Origin of the sequence: Pseudomonas sp. GD04058 (genome assembly GCF_029836855.1) — a bacterium.
GTDB classification, from domain to species: Bacteria; Pseudomonadota; Gammaproteobacteria; order Pseudomonadales; family Pseudomonadaceae; genus Aquipseudomonas; species Aquipseudomonas bharatica.
The window spans coordinates 226314-239886 of record NZ_JAOECN010000005.1 but is presented as its reverse complement, the minus strand read 5'-3'; the positions used below and the strand labels follow the sequence as shown (position 1 = coordinate 239886).

General features: G+C 63.0%; 12 protein-coding genes. 3 read left to right on the top strand and 9 right to left on the bottom strand.

Translation table 11 applies throughout. The annotated features are described in order from the left end of the window. Positions 1-22 precede the first annotated feature (22 nt). Positions 23-1348: a sigma-54 dependent transcriptional regulator gene (locus tag N7650_RS07005; RefSeq protein WP_279897616.1), complete on the top strand. Its 1326-nt coding sequence runs from the start codon at positions 23-25 to the stop codon at positions 1346-1348. Between the two features lie 77 nt (positions 1349-1425). Here N7650_RS07005 and N7650_RS07000 read toward each other — a convergent pair whose 3' ends face one another. From N7650_RS07000 to pnuC, 8 genes are all read right to left on the bottom strand, one after another. Then, the gene (locus N7650_RS07000) at positions 1426-2703 is read right to left on the bottom strand and encodes a hypothetical protein (RefSeq protein ID WP_279897615.1); all 1278 of its coding nucleotides are present in this window, start codon (positions 2701-2703) and stop codon (positions 1426-1428) included. 49 nt (positions 2704-2752) lie between these two features. Continuing rightward, a complete protein-coding gene (locus N7650_RS06995; RefSeq protein WP_279897614.1) occupies positions 2753-3499 on the bottom strand; it encodes a hypothetical protein in 747 nt (248 codons plus the stop codon). Between the two features lie 37 nt (positions 3500-3536). Continuing rightward, positions 3537-4226: a C39 family peptidase gene (locus N7650_RS06990; RefSeq protein WP_279897613.1), complete on the bottom strand. Its 690-nt coding sequence runs from the start codon at positions 4224-4226 to the stop codon at positions 3537-3539. Between the two features lie 61 nt (positions 4227-4287). Then, positions 4288-5280 carry a hypothetical protein gene (locus N7650_RS06985; protein ID WP_037061959.1) on the bottom strand — a complete coding sequence of 331 codons (993 nt, stop codon included), beginning with the start codon at positions 5278-5280 and terminating at the stop codon, positions 4288-4290. Positions 5281-5336: 56 nt separating this feature from the next. Further along, positions 5337-5909: an adhesin gene (locus tag N7650_RS06980; RefSeq protein ID WP_279897612.1), complete on the bottom strand. Its 573-nt coding sequence runs from the start codon at positions 5907-5909 to the stop codon at positions 5337-5339. Between the two features lies 1 nt (position 5910). After that, entirely contained in the window at positions 5911-6381 is a 471-nt protein-coding gene (locus N7650_RS06975) for a hypothetical protein (protein ID WP_279897611.1), read from the bottom strand. A 299-nt stretch (positions 6382-6680) separates the two neighbouring features. Further along, positions 6681-7232, bottom strand: coding sequence for an AAA family ATPase (locus N7650_RS06970; protein ID WP_279897609.1), 552 nt, complete (start codon positions 7230-7232; stop codon positions 6681-6683). After that, positions 7229-7798, bottom strand: a complete 570-nt coding sequence (pnuC, locus tag N7650_RS06965) for a nicotinamide riboside transporter PnuC (RefSeq protein ID WP_279897608.1) — start codon at positions 7796-7798, stop codon at positions 7229-7231. The genes N7650_RS06970 and pnuC overlap by 4 nt, the downstream gene beginning before the upstream one ends. A gap of 212 nt (positions 7799-8010) precedes the next feature. On the opposite strand from pnuC, the gene N7650_RS06960 reads away from it, so the two are divergent. Together N7650_RS06960 and N7650_RS06955 are read left to right on the top strand one after the other, a co-directional pair. Further along, positions 8011-9792 (top strand): DUF2599 domain-containing protein, encoded by a 1782-nt coding sequence (locus N7650_RS06960; protein ID WP_279897607.1) that lies wholly within the window; start codon positions 8011-8013, stop codon positions 9790-9792. A 215-nt stretch (positions 9793-10007) separates the two neighbouring features. Beyond that, a complete protein-coding gene (locus N7650_RS06955) occupies positions 10008-11771 on the top strand; it encodes a DUF2599 domain-containing protein (RefSeq protein WP_279897606.1) in 1764 nt (587 codons plus the stop codon). A gap of 52 nt (positions 11772-11823) precedes the next feature. On the opposite strand, the gene N7650_RS06950 is transcribed toward N7650_RS06955, so the two are convergent. Continuing rightward, a complete protein-coding gene (locus N7650_RS06950) occupies positions 11824-13458 on the bottom strand; it encodes a methyl-accepting chemotaxis protein (RefSeq protein ID WP_279897605.1) in 1635 nt (544 codons plus the stop codon). Positions 13459-13573: the final 115 nt, after the last annotated feature.

The following is a 13573-nucleotide window of genomic DNA, read 5'->3' as shown; positions in this document are numbered from 1 at the left end:
AAATTGACGTCAAGGAAAGATCATGCTCGAGCCTGCCCCGCACCGTCGTTTGCTGGTGGTCGATCCCTGTGACGATTGCCATCGTTTATTGCCCGGGCTGCGTGGCATTGGCTGGGAAGTCCACAGCTGTACCCTGGCCACGGCCCTGGAGCATCCTTGCGATGTCGGCCTGTTGCGCTTGCAGGCCAGGCACGTGCAGCATCCCGACGCAGTCAAGGACCTGATCAGCCGCAGCGGCGCCGAGTGGATCGCGGTGCTCAGCCCCCAGGAGTTGCGGGCGCAGAAGGTCGGGGATTTCGTCTGCGAATGGTTTTTCGATTTCCATACCTTGCCGTTCGATGTCTCCCGGGTCCAGGTCACCCTCGGTCGCGCCTTCGGCATGGGGCGCCTTCGCGGCAAGGGTGCGGTGCGCATCGATGACGCTCAGCATGAACTGCTGGGCGACAGCCGGCCCATCCGCGAACTGCGCAAGCTGCTGAGCAAGCTGGCGCCGACCGAATCGCCGGTGCTGATCCGCGGGGAAAGCGGTACCGGCAAGGAATTGGTGGCGCGCACCCTGCATCGCGAGTCGCAGCGCCACGACAAGCCCTTCGTGGCGATCAACTGCGGCGCCATCCCCGAGCACCTGATCCAGTCCGAGCTGTTCGGCCATGAAAAGGGCGCCTTCACCGGCGCGCACCAGCGCAAGGTCGGACGCATCGAGGCGGCCCATGGCGGCACGCTGTTCCTCGATGAAATCGGTGACCTGCCGCTTGAGTTGCAGGCTAACCTGCTGCGCTTTCTTCAGGAAAAACACATCGAACGGGTCGGCGGCAGCCAGCCCGTTGCGGTGGATGTGCGCGTCCTGGCGGCGACCCATGTGGACCTGGAGAGCGCCATCGCCAACGGGCGTTTCCGCGAAGACCTGTATTACCGCCTGAATGTCCTGCAGGTGGTCACCGCGCCCTTGCGTGACCGGCATGGCGACCTGTCGATGCTGGCCAGCCACTTCTCCCGTTTCTACAGCCAGGAAACCGGGCGGCGCCCCCGTACCTTCAGCGAGAACGCCTTGAGCGCGATGGGCAAGCATGACTGGCCGGGCAATGTGCGCGAGCTGGCCAACCGTGTGCGGCGCGGGCTGGTGCTGGCGGAGGGACGGCAGATCGAACCACAGGACCTGGGGCTGCATGAGCAGCGCAACCTGGTGGTGCCGATGGGCACGCTGGAAGACTACAAGCACCAGGCCGAGCGCCAGGCGTTGTGCGATGTGCTGGACCGCCACAGTGACAACCTGAGTGTCGCGGCCAAGGTACTGGGCGTGTCACGGCCGACGTTCTACCGGTTGCTGCACAAGCATCAGATACGCTGAGGGTTTTCGTAGCTACGCGCTCAGCTCCTACAGGTTCACCACTGCTTTTTAGAGCAGTGGTGCCTGAGGTTGTGCGCTTAGAAGTAATACGGGAATTTCAGGCTGAAGGTGAAGTCCGGGGCGTCGTCGGTGAGGCCGATGGACAGGTTGGGTACGATGGTCAGCTTGTCGGTGGCGGCCAGGGTCATGCCGATGTTGAAGTAGCCGGCGTTGGCGTCGCTGCCGACCACGGTGCTCCAGTCCTCGCCGTCGGCCTTGACCTTGGAGCGACGCTGGATCAGGTCGGTGACCGAGAACGACATACTCATTTTCTCGTTGAGGGCGAAAGCAACGCCCGCACCGATCTGGAAGCTGTCACCCAGCTTGACCTTGCCGCCGACCTTCTGGTTTTCCGTGGAACTGATATCGCCGAACGACTCTTCCATGTTGTAGGTATACGACAGGCTGCCGAACAGTACTGCCGGGTCGTAGGTCTTGACCAGCGAGATGCCCGGGGTAATGGACCAGACGCCGTTGCCGGTGGGCAGGCTTTCCGGGTAGCTCAGGCTGTCGTTGCCGGGCGATTGGCGAAACTTGATGCCGTAGGGCTCCTTGCCGGTGGGAGCCTTGACCCGCAGCGACACCACTGCATCCGGCGCGTATTCCGACTCGTCCATGAACTTGTAGGCGATACCGACGTTGACGTCGCCGATGGTCGGGTCGCGGGTGACGGTTTCGTCCGACAGGGCCGCACCCGAACCGCCGGCACCGCCGGACTGGAAGGTGGATTCGCGGTATACCACGGGCACATTGATGTCGAACTGCCAACGCTGGTCGAAGTTGTAGCGTCCGGTCAGATCAAGGGTCCAGGTGTCGGACTTGATGCGGTCGAGGTTGATATTGCCGAGGAAAATCGAGTCCAGCGCCAGGAAACCGTTGAGCAGCAGTTGCTTGGTGTCGTAGCGCGCGTAGGTGATGCCGGTCTCGAAACTGAACTTGCCGCCACCGAAGAAGCCGCTGGCCTCGTCGTAAAGGTTGGATACGCTTTGCGCCGGTTCCGAATCATCCTTCAGTGATTCGCCGTAGGAGCTGCCGGCGGCGGCGACCGCTTGCCCGGAACCCTGGGGTTGCGCCGGTTTCGACGCCGGCGAGCGCACCAGGCGCTTCGGGGGAGGGGCCGCGGGTTGGTCCTCGACCTGGCGAACGCGCTGTTCGAGCACCATCAGCGCCTGCTGCTGTTGCTCGTAACGTTGCTTGAGGGCCTGCAACTCCTGTTTCAGCGCCTCTACCTGGGGATCCTGCGCCGCGTAGAGCAGCGACGAAGGGACGAGGGTGCTCAGACAAACAACTGCATTGAATGACAACGAGCGGTGCATAGGTCAGCCATCCTTTCCAACTGCGCAATAAGTTGCAACAGAGCGTAGATCAATATCCTGAAAGACGAAGGCCCTTCAGTTGATCAAGATTGCAGTTCAGCGCCCCGGCAGTAGGCAGGTTGTTTCGTAGCACCACGTTGAGCTGCGTCAGGTTGTGCACGGCATTGTTGCCGCCGAGCAGCGTGGTGTTCTGCATCAGGCCGCCGTCGGCCAGGCGCTGAAGGCTGGAACCCTGGCCGTTGGCGGCCTGGATACCCATCTGCAGGCCAGTGGCAGTGGAGGAAACGCTAAGGGTGCCGGCACCGTTGCTGGTGGTGATGGTCCCGCCGCTGGCCAGTGCCTGGCCTTGCGGGGTGCCCATCGGGGGAGCCTGATTGGCTTCCTTGACGTTGATCTGCACGTCGTTGTACGCGCTGTTGTTGTCGCCGGCGGCCCGGGTGACCTGGACCACGCCCTGGCCGGAGCCAAGGCCGGCGCCGCCGGTGACACTGCCATAGCCCTGGGCCGTGGAGGTGCCGGTACCGGCTTCGCTGGTGGTGGAAACATAGAACTGCGGCTTGAAGGTGGACTGCTGCACCTGCAGCGAGGCGGTGGCACCGAGACGGTCGCCATTGGCGTTCTGCCAGGTACTGCTCATGACCACGCCGAAGCTGATGATCCGTCCCGGCATCACATAGCGACCGCGCAACTGCGCCAGTTCCTGGTCCTTGACCTCGATCGGCTTGAATTGCGCCAGCGCCGGCAAAGGAAGACTGGCCGCCATGCACAGGGCCACCAGCCAGCTTGAAGTCTTCATCGCGTGCTCCCGGAGCTCCCTGCTCGCTTTTCTTTGGTTAGAAGAAGTCGCTCTGGATGAAACCGAATTCCATCAACTGGGCGTCGTCGATGGGTTGAAAGTCGTTGATCCGGTGTTTGGCGGTCAGCGGCGCCGGCGGGGCGAGCAGGGCATTGGCCTTGTCGTAGCCGGGGCCGATGACGGCGAAGATGATGCCGTTCCAGCCTTTGACGAAATCGTCGAACTTGTAGCGCTTGTTGCCCAGCACCGGATCACCGACGTAGACCCAGTCGTTCTGGGTGCGCTGCAGCACCACGAAGTGCTTGTAGCCGCGGATATCCATCAGCACCACCACCGGTATGGTCACGCTCTGTAGGCTTTCCGCTGGTATCCGGTAGCCGCGGGCACGCATGCCCAGGCTTTCCACGTAGCGTTTCATGTCGAGCATGGAAAAGCCCTGGACGCGGACCTGGTCGTGATCGGAGTGGGCGAGCATGCCTTCGATGATGTGGGCTTCATCCACATCCAGCCAATAGGCCTGCTTGAGGATGGTGGCGAGGGCGGCAGCGCCGCAGCTGAAGTCGGTCTTTTGCTGGACGATATTGGCGAAGCGGCGTTCGCGGATGCTTTGCACCGGCTTGTAGACCATGGTGCCGCCTGGCAGGGCGACCGCCATGCGTTGCACGGCGACGGCCTGGCCGAGCGGCAGGCCCACTACTACCAGCAGCGTCAGCAAAAGCGCGCGCATGGGCTTCCCCTTCCATGAATTCACGGAAAGGGGCCCCGAAGGGCCCCGATCAAGGTGGCTGTTACATGCCGGTGCAGGCGCGGCAGCCTGCGGCGATGGACAGCGAGTTGCTTTGCTGGTTGGCGTTGCCTGCCGAGACGTTTGCCCCGACGTTGCCCGACACGCCGTTCAGCGAGTTGGTCAGCGATGCGGTGTTGGTCACCGGGTTGACCCAGCCGGTTGGCGTCAGCACTTGGTAGGAGGCTACGCCGAAGAGCGCGAAGTCGCCTTCCTCGTGGAACTTGAGCGGGTCCTTGTCGGTACGGCCGCCGCCATGACCCTGGCCATGGCCATGGCCGTTGCTGCTTTCGTCTTCTACGTAGCCCCAGCCGTTGCCTTGATACTTGCCGTACGCGGCGAAGCCGGAGTACAGCGTATCGGTTTTGTAGGTACGGTCGGCGCTGTTGCTCACACCGAGGCCGGTGGTGGTCTGGTTGGCAGCGGCACTGGCCACGGCTACCCGACCGCCGGATACGGCGATGGCGAGGTTGTTTTTCTGTTGGTTGAAGTCGCCGGCGGTAACGTTGACGCCGATGTTGCCGGAGCTGCCGTTGGCCGAGCTGTTGAGGGACGCGGTGTTTTTCGTGGAGAAGTTCGCCACACCGTTGCCGATGTTGTTCTGGGTGGCGCTGGACACGGCCATGGCGCTGCCGAAGACGAAACTTTCGTCAGCGGTGGCGATGGCGGCGACGTTGTCCTGCTGGTTACCGTCGCCGGCGGCGGTGTTGGCGCCCAGGTTGCCCTGCGAGCCGTTGGCCGAGTTGTCCATCTTCGCGTCGTTGCGGGTGGCCTCGTTGTTCACCCAGTTGGCGGCGTTGGTCTGGGTGTCGATCACCGTGGCGGCGGACCCGGCATTGACCAGCAGGCTCAGCAGGTAGCTGGTATTGCCGTCGTGGCCGCCATTGTGGCCGCCGTTATGCCCGCCGTGTTCGTTATTGCCACCCGCTTGTGCAGCAACTGCCATGACCGCTGCGAGTGCGAATACCAAGGGCTTGAGTGCCATTGTTGGTTTCATGGTGTTTCTCCGCATTATCGTTTTTGATTGTTAAGTGTTGTGTTGCCGGTTTCGGGTCAGTCGGCGACCCGTACGCTCAGGGTGTTGGCCATTCGGTTCCCCACCCCTGCGCTCTGATTCAACTGGACTACCCCCCGGTTATTGGCGAACGCTTGGTCGCTGGTGCTGACCTGGCGGCTGCCCGGGGCTTGTCCGGCTGGATCGGAGCTGTTGGACAGCGCCACGTTCTGCTGCAGCAGGACGCTGTCATCGATGCTTTGCGGTACCGCGCTGATGGCGATGCGTACCGCGTTGGCCTGCTGGGTCCCGGCGCCGGCGGACTGGTTGACCCCCAGGATGCCGTTGCCGTTGCCGAAGGCGTTGCCGCCGATAGTGGCGCTGGCATCCACGGCGCGGCTGGCCGGGGTGTCGATGCGCTGGAGGATATGGGTGCTGGCCTGGGCTTCGTGGCCGATGGCGATGGCCCGGCTGTTGGCCTGCTGTTGCTGGTCGCCGGCGGCCTGGTTGATCGACAGGTTGCCCTTGTAGCCGTGGGCGCTGCCGTCGATGTTGGCGTTGTCCTGTACCGGTGGGGCGCCCAAGGCGCTGGCGGAGCAGAACAACACGAGGAACAGCGCACGGGCATCCATCCTATTTGCCTCCGGTCAGCATCTGCAGGGGAGCCAGGCCGGCACCGATGGCACCGCCGACCCGATTGGAGATGCCGGCCCCGGCGCCACCGCCACCCGCTGCCGCACCACCGCCAAGGCCGTTGGCACCGCCCATGCCCGGCAGCGTGGCGGGTACCGCATTGACCCCGCGAACGCCGCCGGCGTCCGGCAACAGCATGCGGCTGACCGTCGAGCCACTGGCGACGTTGGCGAAGTCGCCGTCGCTCAGTTCGTTATCGGTCTGGCCGACGATGCGTTTGGAGGCATTGAGGTTGACGGTGGTCGGGCTGGGGTCGGGGCGGTCCTGGCGGATGGCGGGGCGGGTATGCACGTCGCGGGTCAGCACCACCACGCCATTGCCGGCGGCCTGGGCTTGCACGGCCAGAACGGAGGCGCCGAGCGCGCATCCGACAAGCATGAGGTGAAGCAGGCTTTTATTGTGAGTCCCCACGGTGGCGGTTCCTTCTTCTGTTCGCTGGCCCTGCTCAGCGTTGCGAGAGACAGAGCAGAAGCTGTGCCGCTTTTGGCTTTTGCAGAAGAATCAGTGGCTTGTGCGAACGTGACGGAATTACGCCGGAGACAGGTGTAAAGCCGCTGAGACAAGCAGGCCGCGTGTGTCCGGGAAGCACAGGGAGGAGGCCGCTCGCAACGGCGTTGGCGGGGTGTGTATCAGTGTTTTTACAACCACGGCTGATCGACGCGCAAAGCCTCTATCTGGCGGCCTGTCCGGCTGCGAGCTGTTTCAGCCGGTTAACACTCGGTGGGGCAATCCGCCGGCTTGTCGTCAAGCAGGCGTTGCACAGCGGCCAGCACCGTGGCGCGGCGGCCGGCCCAATCGCCCTGGATGATCTGCAAGGGTTGCCGGTGCTGCTCCAGCCATCGGCGGCTGTCTTCGAAGAACGCCCGTCGATCATCCAGTGCCGGCTGGCTGCGCTGGCCGTCGGCAATCCACGGCACCCCGTCGGGGCTGAGCAGCAGGTGCAGGTCGTAGCGGCGGGAAAGCAGCGCCGGTTCGAGCCAGTCAGGGCAATCGTGGAACAGTACCCGGCTCCATAGCATGTTGCTCAGCAGGTGGGTATCGAGGATGAGCAGTGGCGGCTGGCGACGGCGGGCGGTGTCTTCCCAGGCCAGTTGCGCGGTGGCGATGGTAGCGATGTCGGCGTAGCAGGTATCGCGTTGCTGCTCATCGATGAAATGGCGGACATACTCGCCCACCAGTTCACCACCGAAATGTGCCTGGATTTCCGCGCCCAGCCAGCTTTTGCCACTGGATTCAGGGCCGGTCAGTACCAGGACTTTCATGCTGCGGCTACCAGGGCCGGATCCCGCCGCCATTCGCGCAGACCCTGGATCGCCAGCAGGGTGAACAGGGCGTAGAGCCCGGCGGCGAGGTACAGGCCCTGCCAAAGGAAAAGGCCGACGCTGACCAGGTCGACCACGATCCACAGCGCCCAGCACTGCACGCGCTTTTGCGCCATCCACCACTGCGCCACCAGGCTGAAGCCGGTGATGATGGCGTCGATCCAGGGTTGTTGGCCATCGGTCCAGGTGCTCATGATGGCACCGAGGCCGACGCTCATCAGCAGGCCCGCCAGCAGGCCAAGGTGGACCTGCGCCGGCGCCAGCAGGGTGACCTTGCGCGCCTCGCGTACGCTGTCCGGGCGCGTCCACTGCCACCAGCCATAAACCTGCAGCACGGCATAAACGCCTTGCAGGGCCATTTGCGAATACAGATGGTTGTCGCGCAGCAGCCAGCCGAACAGCAACACGCCCACCAGGCCGACCGGCCAGCACCAGAGGTTCTGTTTGACGGTCAGCCACACGGAGAAAGCGCTGAAGGCCACGGCGAGCCATTCGAGGCCGGACATCGGCGCTCCTTGTTACAAGCGGAAAAGAGGGGGCGGATTGTACCTGCATGAGACTTTTCTGACAGCGCTTGCCGGTGGGCAGGACTGACATTTTTGTCAGTTATCCATCCGAATGCTTTCTGTCAGGCTTTGCTCTGTGGCGTTGGTCAGTGGTTTGTCGTTTTCCTTTTCGCCTGGGACCTTTAATCCAGCATGCGAAGGAGACCCTTGCCATGCGAGCGACTGCCAGAAAAGCCCTGCTGTTATCGACGCTACCCTTGCTGCTGCCATGGGCGGTGGTGCGGGCGGAGACGTGTGCGGAAACCGTGAAGTTTCTTCAGGAGATGTACAGCTACACACCGCGCATATGCCCTGACGGCGAGGCCGCCGACAGCTGTTCGGGAGTGACCTTGCGCGGGACCACCCGTGCCGACCCGGCGAAAGGCGAGGCCTGGAACGTTTGGGAGTCGAGCCCGCGCAGCAAGCAGCGGGGAACTGACTCGTACTCCTATATTCGTGCCGACATCAACTTCGCCGACCTCGCCGTGTACACCAACAACGGCTACATCATCGCGCCAAACGCCAATGTTTGCGCGGGCCAGCCGATTTCCTATACGCAGTGCGCCTACCCCAAGGACGGCTGGACCTATAACCGCACTGATCGAGGCTGCGGCGATAGCCCGCAAACCTCGATGACCGAAACCCATTGCCAGAATGTCGGTGTCAATAGCGGCCAGGCCTGGTGGGACCAATTCCGGCGCAACCAGACCCCGGACGGCGCCTGGGGGCCGCAATCGTACCAGATGCAATGCTCGTTCGACATGTCCAAAGCCCGGGGCAAGGCAGGGCGGGCCGAAGCCTTCGGCGACTTCATCGACGCCTACAAGCTTGCCGGCGGCCGCGAATTTCTGATGGCCAACGAGATATTGAGGTCGAACGACCAGCCGCCCAACATCACAGCGTTCATGTACACCGACCCCGCCGGGCGCGCGGATGCACTCAAGAACCAGGCTGATTACTTCCGGGTGACGGGCAACTATCGGCCGGTCGTCCAGGTGATCTTGCCCAAGTATCAGGGCGGACAAGTGCAGTTCCTGTGCGATGGTCAGCAGATGGCCTTCCCGGGCTACAGCAAGACGGCAGGCTTCTGCCGGCCTGGCAAACCCTCAAGCCCAGGCTTTGGTGTACCCGGCTCGCCAGTACTGACACCGGCGCAATCTGCGGCCCAGGCGGCTCAGGCCGCACAACAGGCGGCCCAGGCGGCGCAACAGGCACAGGCTGCGGCCCAGGCAGCGCAAGCCCTTGCGGCTGCCCAGGCGGGGCAATCTTCCGGTCAGCTTCCACAGTCCTCGGGGCCGACGCCGCAATCTTCCGGTCAATATCCCCAGGCTTCCGGGCAATCACCTGCGCAGGCTGCTGCTCAGGCCGCCGCTCAGGCGGCAGCCTTCGCCCAGTCTGCCGCCGCTGCCGCCCAGGCGGCGCAAAGTGCTGCCCAGTCGGCCCAGGCGATACAGGCAGCTGCGCAGAGTGGCCAGATGACTCAGGCCCAGCAGGCCGCGCTGGCGGCTGCCCAGGCCCAGGCCGCGCAAAGTGCCGTGGCAGCGCAAACCGCTGCAGCCCAGGCCCAGGCGGCCGCGGCTGCAGCGGCGGCGGCGCAGACCGAGGCGGGCTACTGCCGGAAGTACATCGAGAGTGCCACCTGGGTACAACGTGACGAGCCGGGCTACGGACTGATCTGGTCGCTGCAGGTCAAGCCGACGGAGTGCGCGCGGCGGATGGGACCTGACCAGACCGACCGCGCGTATCGCGAACTGTACGAGATGTTCAAGACCGATCCGCGCTGGACCGAGAATATCAATCCTGGCTCCATGCGCCGGCAATTCGTCTGCCACCGCGTCGGTGTACCCGACAAGGAACTCTGGAACCTCGAGCCGGCACGGCCCTACGTTTCCAATGAGGCTTCGCTGAACTTACCGTACATCTGCAACCCGTTGCCGTCCGACGCCGGTAAATAGACCGGGCTGCCAAGCCCCTGCCAGCATCCGCTGCCGGCAGGGGTATTTTCATGGGCCTGCGGTCGGCTTTGCGCCTGACCTGATATTTCTGTCAGTTTCGCGTTCCGGTCGTTGCGTGCAGATTGTCCTTGCGGCGTCGAGTTGTGGCTGTCCAGTCGTTGTTGCGTCGGATCACTCATTGATGAACTGCTTCGGCGGTTTTCGGAGAAACAACGATGAAAAGACGTATAGATGGTTGGACGCTGGTGATGGCGTTGCCATTGCTTGCGCAAGTGACGCTGGCCCATGCGGCGACCTGCGAGGAGGTTCTGCCCCAAGTCCAGCGTTACTACGACAACACGGCCGACAGTTGCATCGACGAGAACGGCAAGGAACAGGCCGCCTACAACTGCGCCGGAATAATAGCCCGTGGGACGCAGCGTCCTGAGCGCACGGGCGGCAACGCTGGGGATTTTTACGTTTGGCAGGCAAGTCCCAAGGCGCAGGAACAGGGTACCCAGTCAGCGACCTACCTGCGCGATGACATCAAGTACAGGGATGTAACGGTATTCAAGGACAACTGGACCAATTACAACGACGGCTATGCGATCACGCCCCCACCTCTCGTGCGCGCTGGGAGCACTCCGGTTTACCTGGCTTGTGGCCTCCCCGTGGATCAGTGGGCCAACGAGCGAAACAGCCAAGGTTGTGGCGACAATCTGAAGACTGCACAAGCCGAAACAAGCTGCAAGGCTCAAGGAGTGACGGGTGATGGCTGGCCAAAGGTCTATGCCTTGCCGCACCTGTACAACCAGGTCGAGCTGATTGGTGGAAACTCCTGCATTTTTGATTTCAGGACCATGGACAACCTCGAAAGCACCGATGCTTTCCGGCAGTTCCTCGAAGCTCGCCGGGGCTTCGAGCGTCTCCCCGACCAGGATACCGCGTTCGGTTCCTACACCGAGGTCCGCTTCAACAATTCCCCGGATAACAAGCCGCCTGTCTGGTTCTTCTTCTACAGCGCTGCCGAAGGGCGCGAGGACGCAGAAAAGAATGCCCGGGAATACAAGGAACAGACCGGCATCGACGTGCCGGTGCTGGAGATTCATTACCCCGAGAGCAAGAACGACAAGGCCACTTTTTCTTGCAAGGCCTCACCGCAACCCACTCCCGCTCCGGTTCCTGTGCCCGACACCAATGCCGCTGAGCTGGCTGCCGGTGGTTGGGGGACCGGGGGGGATCCGAAGCAATGCTCGCGCTACTTCGACTCGGTCTTCTGGATAACCCGCTGGGATCCGGGCTTCAACGCCTTCGTCGAGTCTGTGTCGGTCACGCCCTCTGCCTGCGGTCGCGAGATCGGTCCGGACCAGACCGAGGCAGCCTTCGCCGAATTGAAAAAGAAAGCTACCGCTGAACCAGGCGGAGTAGCCAAGTGGAACAACCAGGACGGTACCTTGCGTCGTCAGTATGTTTGCCATCTGGTCCTGGAGGAGAATGGTCTTCCGGTTCGGTTCAAGAAGGAATACAACCTCGAACCGATCCGTCCGGAGGTCTCGCATGAGCAGTCGCTGATCGACCGGTGCAATTCCGTCGCGCCAGGGGGCGCCAACACAGGAAGTGCCGGGTCTAATGCCGGTGGCTGGGGGCCCAATGGTTCGAAGCAATGCTCGCAGTACATCAGTTCGGTAAGGTGGGTGCCCCGCAAGTTCGCTGAGTATGGCGACCGAACCATTATGTCGCTGGAGGTTATTCCCACCGACTGCGGGCGTCAGATCGGTCCGGACCAGACCGATAAGCTGATGGCCGAGGTCAAGCAGAAGGCCCTGGCAGCTGATAAGCGTGGCGCAGAATACTGGGGTGACAAGGACCGCTCGATGCGCCTGCAGACCACTTGCCTGATGAAAAACCACAGGGACAAGCGCGAATGGAACATCGAGTCGATCCGGCCAAACGAGCTGACCTTCCAGCAATACGAAGCCGCCGATTGCAATCCGAAATGATCCGCTGAGACCAGGAACCGCCGCTACCCCGGTAAGGTAGCGGCGGTTTTTTTCACACCCGGAACTGCCCCAGCACATTCTCTAGATGCGCACTCAGCCGATTCAGCGCACGCCCCGACTCGCTCGAGTGCTGGGCGGCGAGGGTGGTCTCGCGGGACAGCCCTGCGGTTTCGGTGACGCTGCGGTTGATGTCTTCCACCACATGGGATTGCTGCAGGGTAGCGCTGGCGATCGAGGCATTGAGTGCGGTGAGGTTATGCAGCGCCTGGCTGATGGCATCGAGGCTGGCCCCGGCTTCACTGGCTTGCGCGACGGTCTCGCGGGAAACCTGGCTGCTGGCGTCGATGGCCTTGACCGCTGCTTCCGACTGGCCTTGCAGGTGTTCGATCATCGCCTGGATCTCGGCGGTGGACTGCTGGGTGCGCTGGGCCAGCAGGCGCACTTCGTCGGCGACCACGGCGAAGCCGCGTCCCTGTTCCCCGGCCCGGGCCGCCTCGATGGCGGCGTTGAGCGCCAGCAGGTTGGTCTGCTCGGCGATGGAGCGGATCACCTCCAGTACGCTGCCGATCCGCGTGCTCTGCCCGGCCAGGGCCTGGATGACCTGGACCGCTTCGTCGATGGTGGCCGAGAGTTCGTCGATCTTGCGCAGGCTGCCCTGGATACTCTGTTGGCCCTGGCGAGCGCAATCCTGGGCGGCGCTGGTCTCGCCGGAGGCCTGTTCGGCATGCTTGGCGACATCCTGCACCGCATAGCTGACTTCATTGATTGCCGTGGCTACCTGTTCCATCTGCTGCGATTGCTGTTCGCTGCACTGGCGGGTCTGCTCGGCGGTACTGCCGACGGCACCGGCGGAGCCGTCCAGTTCATGGGCGGCCTCGCGCAGGCGGCTGACCACCTGCTGCAGTTGCCCGGTAAAGGCGTTGAAATGCTGGCCGAGGCGGGTGATTTCGTCGTTGCCGTGGGTGTCGAGCCGGCGGGTCAGGTCGGCTTCGCCACTGGCGATGGTGGCCATGGCGTCCTCGGCTTCGCGCAGGGGCCGGACAATGCTGCGGGCAATCATGATCACCAGCAGGGCGAGGATCACTGCAATGCCGATTCCGACCAGCGAGGCGTCGCGTAGTTGGCGGTAGAACTCGGCCTGCATGTCGTCGATATAGATGCCCGAGCCGATGACCCAGCCCCAGGGCTGGAACAGCTGGATATAGGAGGTTTTTTCCACCGGCTCGCTGGCGCCGGGCTTGGGCCAGCGGTAATCGATGCTGCCGGCGCCCTTGGCCTTGGCCAGCGCTACCATCTCGTTGAACAGGGCGAAGCCGTCCGGATCGCGAACCGCCGACAGGTCCTGGCCCTCGAGCTTCGGATTGGTCGGGTGCATGATCATCCTGGGGCCCAGGTCATTGATCCAGAAGTAGTCGTTCTGGTCGTAGCGCAACCCGCGCACGGCATTCATGGCCTGTTGCTGGGCAGCTTCGCGGCTGAGGGTACCGGCGCTTTCCAGGCCTTGGTAATAGGCCAGGATACCGGCGGCAGTTTCCACCACATGGCGGGTTTTCTCGGCCTTGGCCTTGTACAGGTCGGTGTGGATCTGGTTGAGCATGAGCAAGCCGAGGGTCACCAGCATCGCTACGGCCAGCACCAGGATGAGCCACAGGCGCCGGCTGATCGACATACCGCGTAAAGTCTTCATAAAAGTGGCCTCGAGTTCTTGTTATTGTCACGAGCATCCAAGCACGCTTTGCCGCTTCTACCTACTCGACCAATGGATAAGTCGTTGATTCGGCAGGCTCCGTTGCGTACGACCG

Excerpts from the sequence above, each read along its gene's own strand:
- N7650_RS07005 (WP_279897616.1), top strand. The coding sequence starts at position 23 with ATGCTCGAGCCTGCCCCGCACCGTCGTTTGCTGGTGGTCGATCCCTGT.
- N7650_RS06970 (WP_279897609.1), bottom strand. The coding sequence starts at position 7,232 with ATGAAAGTCCTGGTACTGACCGGCCCTGAATCCAGTGGCAAAAGCTGG.
- N7650_RS06960 (WP_279897607.1), top strand. The coding sequence starts at position 8,011 with ATGCGAGCGACTGCCAGAAAAGCCCTGCTGTTATCGACGCTACCCTTG.
- N7650_RS06990 (WP_279897613.1), bottom strand. The coding sequence starts at position 4,226 with ATGCGCGCGCTTTTGCTGACGCTGCTGGTAGTAGTGGGCCTGCCGCTC.
- N7650_RS06985 (WP_037061959.1), bottom strand. The coding sequence starts at position 5,280 with ATGAAACCAACAATGGCACTCAAGCCCTTGGTATTCGCACTCGCAGCG.
- N7650_RS06980 (WP_279897612.1), bottom strand. The coding sequence starts at position 5,909 with ATGGATGCCCGTGCGCTGTTCCTCGTGTTGTTCTGCTCCGCCAGCGCC.
- pnuC (WP_279897608.1), bottom strand. The coding sequence starts at position 7,798 with ATGTCCGGCCTCGAATGGCTCGCCGTGGCCTTCAGCGCTTTCTCCGTG.
- N7650_RS06995 (WP_279897614.1), bottom strand. The coding sequence starts at position 3,499 with ATGAAGACTTCAAGCTGGCTGGTGGCCCTGTGCATGGCGGCCAGTCTT.
- N7650_RS07000 (WP_279897615.1), bottom strand. The coding sequence starts at position 2,703 with ATGCACCGCTCGTTGTCATTCAATGCAGTTGTTTGTCTGAGCACCCTC.
- N7650_RS06955 (WP_279897606.1), top strand. The coding sequence starts at position 10,008 with ATGAAAAGACGTATAGATGGTTGGACGCTGGTGATGGCGTTGCCATTG.
- N7650_RS06950 (WP_279897605.1), bottom strand. The coding sequence starts at position 13,458 with ATGAAGACTTTACGCGGTATGTCGATCAGCCGGCGCCTGTGGCTCATC.